Origin of the sequence: Pseudomonas sp. R3-18-08 (assembly GCF_003852065.1) — a bacterium.
Taxonomy (GTDB): Bacteria; Pseudomonadota; Gammaproteobacteria; order Pseudomonadales; family Pseudomonadaceae; genus Aquipseudomonas.
In genome coordinates this window covers 4,984,638-4,999,012 of sequence record NZ_CP027729.1, presented here as the reverse complement: position 1 = coordinate 4,999,012, position 14,375 = coordinate 4,984,638, and the positions used below count along the sequence as shown (strand labels likewise).

The following is a 14,375-nucleotide window of genomic DNA, read 5'->3' as shown; positions in this document are numbered from 1 at the left end:
GAACGCTCAAAACCCTGGGAAGTCGTACCCCTGAGACGGCGATTTCCCTGAACGCCGCGGATGTACATCAACCCGTGAGGTGTTTATGAGCGCGACCCCCAATGGCGCGGCGGCCCAGCCGTTCGTCGCCCACCCGATACGCTTGACCCTGAATGGCCAGGATCGCCAATTGAGTGTGTTGCCCTGGACCACCTTGCTGGACCTGCTGCGCGAACAATTGGACCTGGTCGGCAGCAAAAAGGGCTGCGACCACGGCCAGTGCGGCGCGTGCACCGTCTTGCGTGACGGCAAGCGCGTAAACGCCTGCCTGACCCTGGCCGTGATGTGCGACGGCGCCGAGCTGACCACCATCGAAGGCCTGGCCGACGGCGACCAGTTGCACCCGATGCAGCAAGCCTTCATCAAGCACGATGCCTTCCAATGCGGCTACTGCACCCCCGGCCAGATTTGCTCGGCGGTCGGCCTGGCCAACGAAGGCCGCGCCCACGACAGTGCCCAGGTGCAGGAATTGATGAGCGGCAACCTGTGCCGCTGCGGTGCCTACAGCAATATCCGCGCGGCCATCGAAGAGGCGCTGCCGGCGTGCGGCAACCGGGGAGGTGAGCAATGAACCCCTTCCATTACAGCAAGCCCGCCGACGTGCACGAGGCGGTGCACCTGAGCAGCGCGGCATCGCGCTTCATTGCCGGGGGCACCAATCTGCTGGACCTGATGAAAGAGAACATCAGCCGCCCCGAACACCTGATCGATATCACCGGGCTGCCGCTCAATGCCATCGAAGAAACCGCCGAGGGCGGCCTGCGTATCGGCGCGCTGGTCAGTAATGCCGACCTGGCCTGGCACCCGCTGATTGAGCAGCGTTACCCATTGCTGTCCCAAGCCATTCTTGCCGGGGCTTCGCCGCAATTGCGCAACATGGCCAGTACCGGTGGCAACCTGCTGCAACGCACCCGTTGCTACTATTTCTATGACGCCACGGTGCCTTGCAACAAGCGTGAGCCCGGCAGCGGCTGCCCGGCGCGCACCGGCTTGAACCGCATCCATGCGATCCTCGGCGCCAGCGAGCAGTGCGTCGCCACCCACCCTTCGGACATGTGCGTGGCCCTGGCGGCGCTGGAGGCGCGGGTGCATGTCGAAGGGCGCGGCGGGGCGCGGGTCATCGAGTTCGCCGACTTCCACCGCCTGCCCGGCGATGCACCGCAACGCGACAACCAATTGGCCGACGACGAACTGATCACCGCCATTGAATTGCCTGCCGATAACCTGGCCCGCCACAGCCACTACCTGAAAATTCGCGACCGTGCGTCCTACGCATTCGCGCTGGTGTCGGTTGCCGCCGCCTTGGAATTGAACGGCGACGAGATCATCGACGCCCGCCTGGCCCTTGGCGGTGTGGCGCACAAACCCTGGCGCGACCGCGCGGTAGAGGCGTCGCTGATAGGCCGCCGCGTCAGCCGCGAAACCTTCAGTAATGCTGCCGATGCCCTGCTGCAGGATGCCGAGCCGCTGCAACACAACGGCTTCAAGATCAAGCTGGCGCGCCGCGCAATCATTCGTGCACTGAGCGACGCTGCGGTCGCGGGAGAACAGCCATGAGCGCCATCGGCAAACCCCTGGACCGTGTCGACGGTCTGCTCAAGGTCACCGGCAAAGCGCGTTATGCCGGTGAATTTCCCGAGGACGGCCTGCTGCATGGCAGCGTGGTGTCGAGCACGATCGCCAAAGGCCGTGTCCTGCGCATCGATGCCTCCAGGGCCCTGGCGCTGCCGGGTGTGGTGGAGGTCATCCATCACCTCAATCGTCCGAAAATTGCCAGCTACGACGATGCGTTCGCCGATGCGGATGCTGCCGACGGCTCGCCATTTCGCCCGCTGTATAACGACCGCGTGCTCTACAGCGGCCAGCCCCTGGCCCTGGTGATCGCCGATAACCTGGAGCTGGCGCGGCATGCCGGCTCGCTGGTCGACATCGAATACGCGGCGGAAGGCTTCGAAACCGACCTGATCGCCCAGCAGCAATCGGCTCACCCTTCACCTCAGACGCCGCCCGGGCCGCGTGGCAACTTCCAGGCCGAATGGGCGGGTGCCGCCATCAGCCTCGATCTGCACTACAGCACGCCCATCGAACACCATAACCCGATGGAGCCCCACGCCAGCACCGTGCTGTACCAGCCCGACGGCACCCTGCATATCCACGACAAAACCCAGGGCCCGCAGAACTGCCAGGCGTATGTGCAAAAAGTCTTTGGCCTGGACAAGAGCCAGGTACGCATCTTCGCCGCGTTCGTCGGTGGCGCCTTTGGTTCGGGCCTGCGCCCGCAGTACCAATTGCCGCTGGCGGTGATGGCATCGCTGGCGCTCAAGCGCTCGGTGCGCGTGACCCTGACCCGTCAACAGATGTTCACCTTCGGCTACCGCCCGCGCACCTTGCAGCGCTTGCAGATGGGCGCCGCCGCCAACGGGCGCTTGCTGGCCCTGGGGCATACCGCGATTGGGCAGACTTCGCGCTTCGAGGATTTCAGCGAACACGTGGTGGAATGGAGCGGCATGCTCTACCACTGCGATAACGTGCAATTGACCTACAAGCTGGTGCCGCTGGACGTCTTCACCCCACTGGACATGCGCGCTCCCGGCGCCGCCCTGGGCGTGATCGGCCTGGAATGCGCCATGGACGAACTGGCCTGCGCCCTGGCCATCGACCCGGTGCAGCTGCGCCTGATCAACTACGCCGAACGTAACCAGAATGAAGACAAGCCCTGGTCGAGCAAGGCCCTGCGCGAGTGTTACAGCGAAGGTGCCGAGCGTTTTGGCTGGAGCCAGCGCAACCCAGAACCGCGTAGCATGCGTGACGGCCGCCAGTTGATCGGCTGGGGCATGGCCGGTGGTGTGTGGGAAGCCATGCAGATGAAAGCCAGCGCCAAGGCGCGCCTCGATACGAGCGGCAAACTCACCGTCAGCAGCGCCACCACCGATATCGGCACGGGCACCTACACCGTGATGACCCAGATCGCGGCGCAGGCCAGCGGTGTGGCGGTGGAGGACGTGGTGTTTCTGCTCGGTGATTCCTCACTGCCTACCGCGCCGCTGCAAGGCGGTTCGTTTACCGTGTCGTCCGTCGGCACCGCCGTGCAGCAAGCCTGCGAGGCCTTGACCGCCAAACTGCTGGCCGTTGCCCGGCAGACTTACCCGGTGTTCCAGGATGCCGAGTTCGTGCGCTTTGAAGACGGCCAACTGCACACCGGCGACGTGAGTGTGTCGTTGGCCCAACTGGTCAAGGACAGCGGCGAGGACGCGCTGGAGGTGCAGGTCGACAGCGAACCCGACAAGAAGCGCGAGGGCTATGCCACGGCGACCCACTCGGCGGTGTTCGTCGAAGTACGGGTAGATGAAGACTTGGGCACCATCAAGGTCAGTCGCGTAGTCAGCGCGATTGCGGCTGGGCGCGTGGTCAACCCGAAAATGGCGCGCAGCCAGATCCTCGGCGGGGTGGTGTGGGGGATCGGCATGGCGCTGCACGAAGAGACCCAGGTCGACCATCAGCTGGGTCGCTACATGAACCACAGCCTGGCCGAGTACCACATCCCGGTGAATGCCGATATCGGCGAGATTGACGTGGTGTTTGTCGAAGAGCACGACGAGATCGTCAATGCGCTCGGGTCCAAGGGCGTGGGCGAAATCGGCATTGTCGGGGTGGCGGCGGCGGTGGCGAATGCGATCTACCACGCCACTGGCAAGCGGGTTCGGGAGTTTCCGATCACCCTGGGCAAAGTGCTCTGACGCAATCCTTTCAAACCGATGGAGATCTAAATGTGGGAGGGGGCTTGCCCCCGATGGCTGAGTTTCAGTCGAAGCATAAGCAGACTGAACCACCGCTATCGGGGGCAAGCCCCCTCCCACATTGTCCTTTATTGCCTCATTGAATCATGCAGCGGGCTTGGTGTTTTCTTCCACCGGCACATGCATCCGGTCCCGATTGGCCAGGGTCGGGAACAGCTTGATCCACACCCCGGTCACCACCAGCGTACCAATCCCGCCCATGACGACGGCGGGCACGGTGCCGAACCAATGGGCGGTGATCCCTGATTCGAACTCACCCAATTGATTGGATGCACCGATAAACAGGCCGTTGACTGCGCTCACCCGGCCGCGCATCTCATCCGGCGTTTCCAACTGCACGAACGAAGCCCGGATCACCATGCTGATCATATCCGCCGCGCCCAGCACCACCAGCACCCCCAGGGAAAACCAGAACGAGGTCGACAGCCCGAACGCGATGGTCGCCACGCCGAACACCCCGACTGCGGTGAACATCACGCGGCCGACCTTGCGGTCCACCGAGAAACGCGCCAGCCACAACGACATCAACAGCGCCCCCACCGCCGGGGCCGAGCGCAACAGGCCCAGGCCCCAGGGGCCGGTCAGCAGGATGTCCTTGGCGAACACCGGCAACAACGCGGTGGCGCCGCCCAGCAGCACGGCAAACAGGTCCAGCGAGATGGCGCCGAGGATGTCCGGCCGGCTGCGGATAAAGCGAATCCCGGCCAGCAGCGAATCCAGGGTGGCCTTGCCTTTGTTCAGCGGCGTCTGGCGCGCAGGCAGGTTCAGGGTCAAGCCGCAGGCGATCAGGTACAGCACCACCGTCGGGCCGTACACCCAAACGCTGCCGAACGCATAGAGCAAACCACCGAGGGCCGGGGCGACGATCGTCGCCAATTGCTGGGCCGATTGCGACGAGGCCACGGCCCGGGGGAACAGCGCGCTGGGCACGATGCTCGGCAGCAATGCCTGGGTGGTGGGCATTTCGAATGAACGCGCGGCGCCCAGCAGGAAAGCGAGGATGAAGATCATCTCGCGGGTCACGTTGCCGGTCAGGCCGCCGATGGCCAGGGACAGGGCAATCAGCGCCTGTACGGTCTGGCAGATGGCGGCGACTTTGCGTCGCTCATAGCGATCGGCCACATGCCCGGTGTGCAGCATGAACAGCACGCGCGGCACGAACTCCACCAGGCCGACCAGCCCCAGGTCCAGCACATTGCCAGTCAGTTGGTAGAGGTTCCAGCCGATGGCCACGGTCAGCATCTGGAAGCCGCTGGCGGTAAAGATCCGCGCCAGCCAGAACGCGATGAAGGGGCGGTGGTGACGTAACAGCAACGCAGGTTCACTAGGCATTGGGAGTAAAGGTCGAGACCGAAAGGAATGGCGAGATTAGCATTGTGTTGTAACAAATAGTTGCAATAACCCTGGTGAGGCAAGCTGTCACGCGGCAAAAGACCACACAACCGGGCAGCGCAAATGGGACTACTCTTTCAACGATGCTTGATCCAGATCAACACCCGCACCGGGATTGTTCTGGCGGCCGAAAGGCCAGATTCCCTACGTGACGGGTAAAAAAAGAAACGAATTGAAATTCGTCACACTCCATATCCGTGGGGGCAGTGGGTGCAGGCTCCGAGCCCGCAGCCGGTATTACCTGACAGAGGAAGACTTATGTTCGGTTTGGAGGCGCTAGATCTCGCCCGAATTCAATTTGCGTTCACCATCTCGTTCCACATCCTGTTCCCGGCGATCACCATCGGCCTGGCCAGTTACCTTGCGGTGCTGGAGGGTTTGTGGCTCAAGACCCGTAACGACACTTACCGCGACCTCTACCATTTCTGGTCGAAGATCTTTGCCGTCAACTTCGGCATGGGCGTGGTCTCCGGCCTGGTCATGGCGTATCAGTTCGGCACCAACTGGAGCCGCTTCTCCGACTTCGCCGGCGCCGTCACCGGGCCGCTGCTGACGTACGAAGTGCTCACCGCCTTCTTCCTCGAGGCGGGTTTCCTCGGCGTGATGCTGTTCGGCTGGAACAAGGTGGGGCGCAACCTGCACTTCTTCTCCACCGTGATGGTGGCTATCGGTACGCTGATCTCGACCTTCTGGATCCTCTCGTCCAACAGCTGGATGCAAACGCCACAAGGCTTTGAAATCGTTGATGGCCGCGTGATCCCCACCGATTGGTTCGCCGTGGTCTTCAACCCATCGTTCCCCTACCGCCTGGCGCACATGGCTACTGCGGCCTTCGTGGCCACGGCGTTCTTCGTCGGCTCGTCGGCGGCCTGGCACCTGCTGCGCGGCAAGGACAACCCGGCGATCCGCAAGATGCTCTCGATGGCGATGTGGATGGCCCTGATCGTTGCGCCTATCCAGGCGGTGATCGGCGACTTCCACGGCCTCAACACCTTGAAGCACCAGCCGGCAAAAATTGCCGCAATTGAAGGCCACTGGGAAAACATCGGCAATGAACCCACGCCGCTGATCCTGTTCGGCTGGCCGGACATGAAGGCCGAAAAAACCAAATACGCGGTGGAAATTCCCTACTTGGGCAGCCTGATCCTGACCCACTCGCTGGATAAACAGGTGCCGGCGCTCAAGGACTTCCCGCCTGAAGACCGTCCTAATTCGACCGTGGTGTTCTGGTCGTTCCGGGTCATGGTCGGCCTGGGCTTCCTGATGATCTTCACCGGATTGTTCAGCCTGTGGCTGCGCCGGGGCGACAAGATGTATACGTCCAAGCCGTTCCTGTACCTGGCCTTGTGGATGGGCCCGTCCGGCCTGATCGCGATTCTCGCCGGCTGGTTCACCACCGAAATCGGTCGCCAACCGTGGGTGGTCTACGGGCTGATGCGCACGGCGGATGCGTCCTCCGGGCATAGCTTGGCGCAGATGACCATTACCCTGGTGCTGTTCGTGGTGGTGTACTTCGCGCTGTTCGGCGCGGGCCTGGGTTACATGATGCGTCTGGTGCGCAAAGGGCCTGTGATTCAAGAAGAAGTCACCGAGCCGACCCATGGTGGTCCTGGCCAGAAACGTACACCGGCCCGTCCGCTGTCCGCTGCCGATGATGGCACCGACAACGACCACGACGACATCCAGCACAAGGGGAATTGAGATGGGCATTGATCTGCCGCTGATCTGGGCTGTGATCATCATTTTCGGGATCATGATGTACGTGGTCATGGACGGTTTCGACCTGGGGATCGGCATCCTGTTTCCGTTCGTACCGGGCAAGACCGACCGCGACGTCATGATGAACACCGTGGCACCGGTGTGGGACGGCAATGAAACCTGGCTGGTATTGGGCGGCGCGGGACTGTTTGGCGCGTTCCCGCTGGCCTATTCGGTGGTGTTGTCGGCATTGTACCTGCCGCTGATCCTGATGCTGATCGGGCTGATCTTTCGTGGTGTGGCCTTCGAGTTCCGCTTCAAGGCCAAGGATCACAAGCGTCACCTGTGGGACAAGGCGTTTATCGGCGGTTCGCTGACGGCCACGTTCTTCCAGGGCGTGGCGCTGGGGGCGTTTATCGATGGGATTCCGGTGGTCAACCGCCAGTTCGCCGGAGGCTCGCTGGACTGGCTCACGCCGTTCACGATGTTCTGTGGCGTGGCATTGATCGTGGCGTATGCGCTGCTCGGTTGCACCTGGCTGATCATGAAGACCGAAGGCAAGTTGCAGGAACAGATGCACAACCTGGCGCGGCCGCTGGCCTTCGTGGTGCTGGCCGTGATCGGTATCGTCAGTATCTGGACACCGCTGACCCACCCGGAAATCGCCTCGCGCTGGTTCAGCCTGCCGAACCTGTTCTGGTTCCTGCCGGTGCCGGTGCTGGTACTGGTGACCATGTACGGGCTGATCCGCGCCGTGGCACGCAATGCGCACTACACGCCGTTCCTGCTGACGCTGGTATTGATTTTCCTGGGTTATAGCGGCCTGGGGATCAGCCTGTGGCCGAACATCATTCCACCGTCGGTATCGATCTGGGACGCCGCCGCACCGCCGCAAAGCCAGGGCTTCATGCTGGTAGGCACCCTGTTCATCATCCCGTTCATCCTGGGCTACACCTTCTGGAGCTACTACGTGTTCCGGGGCAAGGTCACCCACGAAGACGGTTATCACTAGGAGGGTCGCGACATGGCGGGCAAACCTTCGTTGCACGACATCGAACAGGCCGAGAAACAGCCGCTGTGGCGGCGTCTTGGGTGGTTGGCGATGATCTGGACCGGCAGTGTGCTGGCCCTGTTCATCGTCGCCAGCCTGATGCGCATGTTCATGAATGCGGCGGGCCTTACCACGCACTGACATCCCGATCCGGGCCGTGCGGCCCGGCTCTTTCGGCCCTGTTCTTCTATAGAAGACAGGGCTTTTTTTATTTGCGCGCCTTGAGAATGACGAACTTGGGCGTGGCCGCCACCTGTTCGACACCGCGGAACAGGCGCGCCAATTTGCTGTGATAACCCAGGTGACGGTTACCCACGATATACAACGCGCCGCCCACCACCAGGGCTTCCCGTGCCTGCTGGAACATGCGCCAGGCGAGGAAATCGCCCACCACCTGCTGCTGGTGGAACGGCGGGTTGCACAGCACCACGTCCAACGACTGCGCTTGCTGGCCGGCCAGGCCGTCGTCGGCACGCACGATCACGTTGCGTTCACCCAGGGCGGCCTGCCAATTTTCGGTGGCGGACTGCACCGCCATGAACGACTCATCCACCAGGGTGTACTGCGCGTCGGGGTTGTGCAGCGCGCTGGCAATCGCCAACACGCCGTTGCCGCAGCCCAGGTCCGCCACGCGGGCGCTGCCCAGATTGTTCGGCAGGTGCGGCAGGAAGGCGCGCGTGCCGATGTCCAGGCCTTCGCGGCAGAACACGTTGGCGTGGTTGAGCAGTTCGATGGCCGGCGTATCCAGCGTGTAGCGGGTAGGGTAGGGGGATACTGCCGCAGGGCGATCGGCAACCGTGGCGATCAGCAGCCGTGCCTTTTTGACCGCAAGCGTGGCGTGCATCGGCCCGATATAACGTTCCAGCAATTCACCGGCGGCGCGTGGCAGGTGTTTGAGCATGGCCCCGGCGATCACCTCGGCGCCCGGCGCCAGCTGCCCCTGTAGCCGAATCAACTGTTCTTCCAGCAGCGCCAGGGTTTTTGGCACACGCAGCAACACCCGATCGAAAGGCCCGACCGGCACCTGGCTGGCCGGCATGAACGTCACCGCATCAAACGCTTTGCCGTTGCGCACCAGGTTTTTCTCAAGGCCCTGGGCGGCGAGGAACGAGTCCCCGCTGGAGGTCACCTGCACCCGGCCTTCAAGGCTGGCCGCAAGCGCGCCGAAGCTGTCATTGAGCACCAGCACACGGGTCGCCGCGTTGGGTTGCTGGCTGGCGAGGTGGCTGAGCAGGTACTCGTCGGCGGCATCGAAGGCTTGCAGCGGGTCATTGGATTGCTCGGGCTGACGAATCAAATCGAGTTGAGCGAAGGGGCTGTCAAGCAGGGGCATGGCGGGGGAGGCTCTGGGTAATCGACGGAACCGTCTGAGTGAACAGCGAAGCAACCTCTGAAAGGGCAGCATCAACACTCAGAATTGGCCGTAAATGTTACTTTTTTTTGACCGCGATGACATGCGGTGTTTCTGGTCAGGGCTAAAACAGTCCTGCTTTAGAGGCGCTGAGCACGGCCTGGATCTTATTGTGAACCCCCAATTTCTTGAAGGTACTGCTGATGTGAAAGCCTACCGTGCGCTCGGACAGGCAGAGAATCGCGGCAATCTCGGAAGCGGTCTTGCCCATGGCGGACCATTTGAGCACTTCCGTTTCGCGTGCGGTTAACTTGCTGGGCGCGTTGACATGGGTTTCGTCGGCGTATTTTTTTGCCACGACCGCATGCATCGCATGGCAGAGCCACAACACCTGCCCGGCTTTTTCGTAAAGCTCTTCAGGGCTGACCTCGCCTTTGCCACGCGCCAGGGTCAGCATGCTGAACACGCCCTGAAAGTCATGGACCGCTTGGGTCCAGCCTAAGTGAACGCCAAACGACCGGGCCAAGTCCCACAAATGAGGGGCGTTCTTAAAGGTCTTCTTGTCCCAGACAACGGGCAGCACACTATTTTTACAATGGGATACAACGGGATCTATATCGAAGAAGTGCGCTTGTTGGTAAAGACTCCTCCATTCATTTGGATGATTACTAAGATAAACAGGCTCTGTTTGATTGCTATGGGCTTGGGTACTCATCGTAAATGAGCAATATTGGAACCCCAACTCATAGGTGTGATTGACCACCATTTCAAACACGCTGGTGATTTCGCTCTCGCCTTCCAGCTTGGGCAGCCGTGTATTGCGCCATCTGACCATCGGTAACTCTCCACAGGTTTCCATGTGCCTTGGGTACGCCCAGATCCCAGTGCTGCTCGAAACCAAGTGTAGGAGAGGTCCTACAAATGAGCCTTAAAATATTTTTATTTGTTGGCTTGTTTTAGGCCTTCAACACTGAACACGGAGTCAGCTTTTGTAAGGCGTTAGTGGGGGAGGACTAGTTTTTTCAAGAGCTTGTAAATGCTATCAAAATGACATCTCTTGCAGGCTCGGCTTCAACTTGTGGTGTACTCCTAGTGCGTTAATAGCAAAATATTTAGTTCGATGCAGCGCGGCGCTGATTTGCCACTTTTTTATAACGCTGAAACAGCGTCGCCTTCGGGATGGCGGTAATGCCAGTACAAATCAACGGTGTTTGCGCGGCCTGCTTTGAGGGACACTAAGGCCCTGTGCAAAACGGAGCCTCCCATGACGGCCAGTGCTGAGAAATTTACCCGCCAGACCTTGCTCGACGTGCAATCGCTGACCCCCAGCCTCTTCACCCTGCGTACCACGCGCGACGCCGGTTTTCGGTTTACCGCCGGCCAGTTCGTGCGCCTGGGCGTCACCAGGGCGGATGGCAGTACCGTATGGCGCGCTTACTCCATCGTGTCTTCGCCGTTTGACGAACACCTCGATTTCTTTTCCATTGTCGTTCCGGGGGGCGAGTTCACCAGTGAGTTAAGCCGTCTTAAGGTGGGCGATACCTTGCTGGTGGAGCGCCAGGCCACCGGCTTCCTGACCTTGAACCGCTTTGTAGACGGGCGTGATCTGTGGCTGTTGGGCACCGGTACCGGTGTGGCGCCGTTCCTGTCGATCCTGCAGGATTTCGAGGTATGGGAGAAATTCGAGCGTATCGTCCTGGTGTACAGCGCCCGAGAGGCCAAGGAGCTGGCGTACCAATCGCTGATCACTGAACTGGGCGCGCGTGAATACCTGGCCGACTATGCCCACAAGCTCACCTACATCCCTATCGTCACCCGTGAACGGCATCCGGGCGCGTTGAATGGGCGCATCACCACGTTGATCGAGAACGGCGAACTGGAGCGCGCGGCCGGCGTCGAGCTGACCCCGGAGCACTCCCGGGTGCTGATTTGCGGCAACCCGCAGATGGTCGACGACACTCGGCAGTTGCTCAAGCAGCGCGATATGCAATTGAGCCTGAGCCGACGCCCGGGCCAGGTGGCGGTGGAAAACTACTGGTAAAAAAAAGGCGCCTCACGAGGCGCCTTTTGCTTTGAGCCGCAGGTCAGAGCGGTTTGTCATGCTGTGCCTTGAGCAAATCGCGGATCTCGCCCAGCAGCACCTCTTCCTTGGTCGGCGTCGGCGGCAAGCTCGGGGCTACGGCCTCTTCGCGCTTGAGGCGGTTGATGGCCTTTACACCCATGAAGATGGCGAAGGCGACGATCAAAAAGTCGACCACGCTCTGGATGAACTTGCCGTACGCCAGCACCACAGCGGGTACATCGCCTTGCGCGGCCTTAAGCGTGATTGCCAGGTCGCCGAAGTCCACGCCACCGATCAACAGGCCGAGCGGCGGCATCACCACGTCCCCTACAAATGAGGAAACAATTTTGCCGAACGCGGCGCCGATGATGATACCGACGGCCATGTCGACCACATTACCTTTGACCGCAAAGGCCTTGAACTCACTGATCACGCCCATAAGTTATTCCTTGTTACAGATGAGAAGGGTGGAGGTCAGTGTAAGTCAGTCGTAGCGGGCTCGCGCGACACAACCGTTAACACTGTTGGTTTTTATCGACACATTAAATCGCAATTAGTTTGCAAAGTGCCACCAATCGCGCGCGAAATACGCCGTATTTCAGCGGGTTACCATATTTTTTTCTCAATCGGCCCTGTGGTGTTTTTCTATTTATCTTCTGACCCGCAGGTCACTAGCCTCTGGCAAGCACAACTGAATGTGCACTAAAAAAACCAGAGGAAACCTTGATGAACATTTCAATCAACCGCAGGCCCGTGTCCGCGCGCCATGCGCTGGCGTTGGTGACCGCCAGCCTGCTGACCCTCTCCGTACAAGCAGCCAACCTGACCCGCGATAACGGCGCCAACGTTGGGGATAACCAGAATTCGCAGACTGCCGGCGCCAATGGCCCTGTGCTGCTCCAGGATGTCCAACTGATTCAGAAGCTGCAGCGCTTCGACCGCGAACGCATCCCCGAGCGCGTGGTTCACGCTCGTGGTACGGGCGCCCATGGCACGTTCACCGTCACCGACAACCTCAGCGACCTGACCAAGGCCAAGGTGTTCGCCGCCGGTGAAGCCACGCCGGTATTCGTGCGCTTCTCGGCCGTGGTCCACGGTAACCATTCCCCCGAGACCCTGCGCGACCCACGGGGCTTCGCCACCAAGTTCTACACGGCAGAAGGCAACTGGGACCTGGTCGGCAATAACTTCCCGACCTTCTTCATTCGCGATGCCATCAAGTTCCCGGACATGGTCCACGCGTTCAAACCGGACCCGCGCACTAACCTGGACGACGACTCGCGTCGTTTCGACTTCTTCTCCCATGTTCCAGAGTCCACTCGTACACTGACCGAGCTGTACTCGGACTTCGGCACACCGGCCAGTTATCGGGAAATGGACGGCAATGGCGTACATGCCTACAAGTTGATCAACGCCAAGGGCGAAGTGCACTACGTCAAGTTCCACTGGAAGAGCCTGCAAGGCATCAAGAATCTTGATCCCAAGCAAGTCACCGAAGTGCAAGGGCGTGACTACAGCCACATGACCAACGACTTGGTCACCCACATCAACAAGGGCGACTTCCCCAAGTGGGACTTGTACGTGCAGGTGTTGAAACCTGAAGACTTGGCCAAGTTCGATTTCGACCCGTTGGACGCCACCAAGATCTGGCCGAATGTGCCGGAGCGCAAAGTCGGGCAAATGGTGCTCAACCGCAACCCGGCCAATGTGTTCCAGGAGACCGAACAAGTGGCGATGGCCCCGGCCAACCTGGTGCCGGGTATCGAACCGTCGGAAGACCGCCTGTTGCAAGGGCGGGTGTTCTCCTACGCCGACACGCAAATGTACCGCCTGGGCGCCAACGCGCTGCAACTGCCGATCAACGCGCCGCGGGTGACCGTCAACAACGGTAACCAGGACGGTGCGCTGAATTTCGGCAAAACCACCACCGGCGTGAACTACCAGCCAAGCCGCCTGTTGCCAAGGGATGAGCCGCAAACTGCACGCTACAGCCAGTCGCCGCTGTCGGGCAGCACCCAGCAGGCGAAGATCCAGCGTGAGCAGAACTTCAAGCAGGCCGGTGATTTGTATCGTTCCTACAGCAAGAAAGAGCGTCAGGACCTGATCGACAACTTCGGCGGCTCCCTGGCGACCACGGATGATGAGAGCAAGCACATCATTCTCTCGTTCCTCTACAAGGCCGATCCGGAATACGGCACCGGCGTGGCCAAGGTGGCCAAGGGCGACCTGGCTCGTGTGAAAGCACTGGCTGAAAAACTGAGCGACTAACCGCGCCCTCCTGTAGGAGCGAGCTTGCTCGCGAAGAACTCAAAGGCAACGCATTTATCCAGGATGCACGCGTTATCGTTGACGTTTTTCGCGAGCAAGCTCGCTCCTACAAGGGGATATTTCTCAAGGATTTTGATCATGCGTACGTTCATATGGGCACTGCTGGCCTGCTGTTCGTTCAGTGTGCTGGCCGAACAACCCCCATCCAATGACCCTGGTGCGCTCAAGGCGCAGCTTCAGGACTACTATTTCGACGCCGCCCGTCGTGGCGATCTCGACATGCTCAACACTTTCATTGAATCGGGCTACGCCCTGAATACTCAGGACGACAAGGGCTACACTGCCCTGATCCTGGCCGCTTATCACGGCGAAGGTGCCTACGTGGAGCGTTTGCTCGCCGCCGGCGCCGATGCCTGCGTGCAGGACAAACGCGGCAACACTGCGCTCATGGGAGCCATCTTCAAAGGCGAGCTGAGCATCGCCCAGCGCTTGCTGGCAACCGACTGTAACCCTGACCAACGCAATGGCGCGGGGCAGACCGCCGCCATGTACGCAGGGCTGTTCAAGCGGGTCGAATTGCTGGGCGAATTGAAGGCCAAAGGCGCCGATCTCAACGCCGAAGACCCCATCGGTAACACGGCTTCACGCTTGGCCAACGGCGAAATCCGGACCCCGGCGCCGCGCTGAGCTATCATCGCGGTTTTTCGGTTGGAGGTT

Annotated in this window: 13 protein-coding genes; 9 read left to right on the top strand and 4 right to left on the bottom strand. The window is 60.8% G+C overall.

Translation table 11 applies throughout. The features are described 5' to 3' along the window. Positions 1–85: 85 nt before the first annotated feature. Genes C4J92_RS22925 through C4J92_RS22915 form a run of 3 tightly spaced genes read left to right on the top strand, consistent with a single transcriptional unit; the run spans position 86 to position 3,776 of the window. Positions 86–610 (top strand): (2Fe-2S)-binding protein, encoded by a 525-nt coding sequence (locus C4J92_RS22925; RefSeq protein ID WP_124368435.1) that lies wholly within the window; start codon positions 86–88, stop codon positions 608–610. Next, positions 607–1,596: a xanthine dehydrogenase family protein subunit M gene (locus C4J92_RS22920; protein WP_124405349.1), complete on the top strand. Its 990-nt coding sequence runs from the start codon at positions 607–609 to the stop codon at positions 1,594–1,596. Before C4J92_RS22925 ends, C4J92_RS22920 begins: the two co-directional genes overlap by 4 nt. Beyond that, on the top strand, positions 1,593–3,776 hold the full coding sequence (locus tag C4J92_RS22915) for a xanthine dehydrogenase family protein molybdopterin-binding subunit (RefSeq protein ID WP_124405348.1): 2,184 nt from the start codon (positions 1,593–1,595) through the stop codon (positions 3,774–3,776). The genes C4J92_RS22920 and C4J92_RS22915 overlap by 4 nt, the downstream gene beginning before the upstream one ends. 144 nt (positions 3,777–3,920) lie before the next feature. Here the strand turns inward: C4J92_RS22915 and C4J92_RS22910 are convergent, their stop codons facing one another. Further along, complete coding sequence (locus tag C4J92_RS22910) at positions 3,921–5,168, bottom strand: MFS transporter (RefSeq protein WP_124405347.1); 1,248 nt, start codon at positions 5,166–5,168, stop codon at positions 3,921–3,923. A 318-nt stretch (positions 5,169–5,486) separates the two neighbouring features. Here C4J92_RS22910 and C4J92_RS22905 point away from each other — a divergent pair, with 318 nt between their 5' ends. The 3 genes from C4J92_RS22905 to C4J92_RS22895 are packed head-to-tail and all read left to right on the top strand — an operon-like array spanning position 5,487 to position 8,118. Continuing rightward, positions 5,487–6,929 carry a cytochrome ubiquinol oxidase subunit I gene (locus C4J92_RS22905; RefSeq protein WP_124405346.1) on the top strand — a complete coding sequence of 481 codons (1,443 nt, stop codon included), beginning with the start codon at positions 5,487–5,489 and terminating at the stop codon, positions 6,927–6,929. A 1-nt stretch (position 6,930) separates the two neighbouring features. Next, entirely contained in the window at positions 6,931–7,938 is a 1,008-nt protein-coding gene (gene cydB, locus C4J92_RS22900) for a cytochrome d ubiquinol oxidase subunit II (protein WP_124405345.1), read from the top strand. A 12-nt stretch (positions 7,939–7,950) separates the two neighbouring features. Continuing rightward, on the top strand, positions 7,951–8,118 hold the full coding sequence (locus C4J92_RS22895; RefSeq protein ID WP_065886906.1) for a DUF2474 domain-containing protein: 168 nt from the start codon (positions 7,951–7,953) through the stop codon (positions 8,116–8,118). A gap of 67 nt (positions 8,119–8,185) precedes the next feature. Here C4J92_RS22895 and C4J92_RS22890 read toward each other — a convergent pair whose 3' ends face one another. Continuing rightward, on the bottom strand, positions 8,186–9,310 hold the full coding sequence (locus C4J92_RS22890) for a class I SAM-dependent methyltransferase (protein WP_124405344.1): 1,125 nt from the start codon (positions 9,308–9,310) through the stop codon (positions 8,186–8,188). A gap of 142 nt (positions 9,311–9,452) precedes the next feature. Then, positions 9,453–10,163 (bottom strand): LuxR family transcriptional regulator, encoded by a 711-nt coding sequence (locus C4J92_RS22885; RefSeq protein WP_124405343.1) that lies wholly within the window; start codon positions 10,161–10,163, stop codon positions 9,453–9,455. A 429-nt stretch (positions 10,164–10,592) separates the two neighbouring features. On the opposite strand from C4J92_RS22885, the gene C4J92_RS22880 reads away from it, so the two are divergent. After that, positions 10,593–11,369 carry a ferredoxin--NADP reductase gene (locus tag C4J92_RS22880; protein WP_124405342.1) on the top strand — a complete coding sequence of 259 codons (777 nt, stop codon included), beginning with the start codon at positions 10,593–10,595 and terminating at the stop codon, positions 11,367–11,369. Positions 11,370–11,412: 43 nt separating this feature from the next. Here the strand turns inward: C4J92_RS22880 and mscL are convergent, their stop codons facing one another. Next, complete coding sequence (gene mscL, locus C4J92_RS22875) at positions 11,413–11,829, bottom strand: large-conductance mechanosensitive channel protein MscL (protein ID WP_124368428.1); 417 nt, start codon at positions 11,827–11,829, stop codon at positions 11,413–11,415. A gap of 287 nt (positions 11,830–12,116) precedes the next feature. Here mscL and katB point away from each other — a divergent pair, with 287 nt between their 5' ends. Further along, positions 12,117–13,658: a catalase KatB gene (gene katB, locus C4J92_RS22870; protein ID WP_124405341.1), complete on the top strand. Its 1,542-nt coding sequence runs from the start codon at positions 12,117–12,119 to the stop codon at positions 13,656–13,658. A gap of 138 nt (positions 13,659–13,796) precedes the next feature. Next, positions 13,797–14,345 carry an ankyrin repeat domain-containing protein gene (locus C4J92_RS22865; protein WP_124364491.1) on the top strand — a complete coding sequence of 183 codons (549 nt, stop codon included), beginning with the start codon at positions 13,797–13,799 and terminating at the stop codon, positions 14,343–14,345. The last annotated feature ends 30 nt before the right edge of the window (positions 14,346–14,375 follow it).

Bases quoted from the DNA above. Each gene is read 5' to 3' on its own strand.
- C4J92_RS22890 (WP_124405344.1), bottom strand. From the start codon at position 9,310: ATGCCCCTGCTTGACAGCCCCTTCGCTCAACTCGATTTGATTCGTCAG.
- C4J92_RS22880 (WP_124405342.1), top strand. From the start codon at position 10,593: ATGACGGCCAGTGCTGAGAAATTTACCCGCCAGACCTTGCTCGACGTG.
- C4J92_RS22895 (WP_065886906.1), top strand. From the start codon at position 7,951: ATGGCGGGCAAACCTTCGTTGCACGACATCGAACAGGCCGAGAAACAG.
- C4J92_RS22915 (WP_124405348.1), top strand. From the start codon at position 1,593: ATGAGCGCCATCGGCAAACCCCTGGACCGTGTCGACGGTCTGCTCAAG.
- C4J92_RS22905 (WP_124405346.1), top strand. From the start codon at position 5,487: ATGTTCGGTTTGGAGGCGCTAGATCTCGCCCGAATTCAATTTGCGTTC.
- C4J92_RS22925 (WP_124368435.1), top strand. From the start codon at position 86: ATGAGCGCGACCCCCAATGGCGCGGCGGCCCAGCCGTTCGTCGCCCAC.
- mscL (WP_124368428.1), bottom strand. From the start codon at position 11,829: ATGGGCGTGATCAGTGAGTTCAAGGCCTTTGCGGTCAAAGGTAATGTG.
- katB (WP_124405341.1), top strand. From the start codon at position 12,117: ATGAACATTTCAATCAACCGCAGGCCCGTGTCCGCGCGCCATGCGCTG.
- C4J92_RS22920 (WP_124405349.1), top strand. From the start codon at position 607: ATGAACCCCTTCCATTACAGCAAGCCCGCCGACGTGCACGAGGCGGTG.
- C4J92_RS22885 (WP_124405343.1), bottom strand. From the start codon at position 10,163: ATGGTCAGATGGCGCAATACACGGCTGCCCAAGCTGGAAGGCGAGAGC.
- cydB (WP_124405345.1), top strand. From the start codon at position 6,931: ATGGGCATTGATCTGCCGCTGATCTGGGCTGTGATCATCATTTTCGGG.
- C4J92_RS22910 (WP_124405347.1), bottom strand. From the start codon at position 5,168: ATGCCTAGTGAACCTGCGTTGCTGTTACGTCACCACCGCCCCTTCATC.
- C4J92_RS22865 (WP_124364491.1), top strand. From the start codon at position 13,797: ATGCGTACGTTCATATGGGCACTGCTGGCCTGCTGTTCGTTCAGTGTG.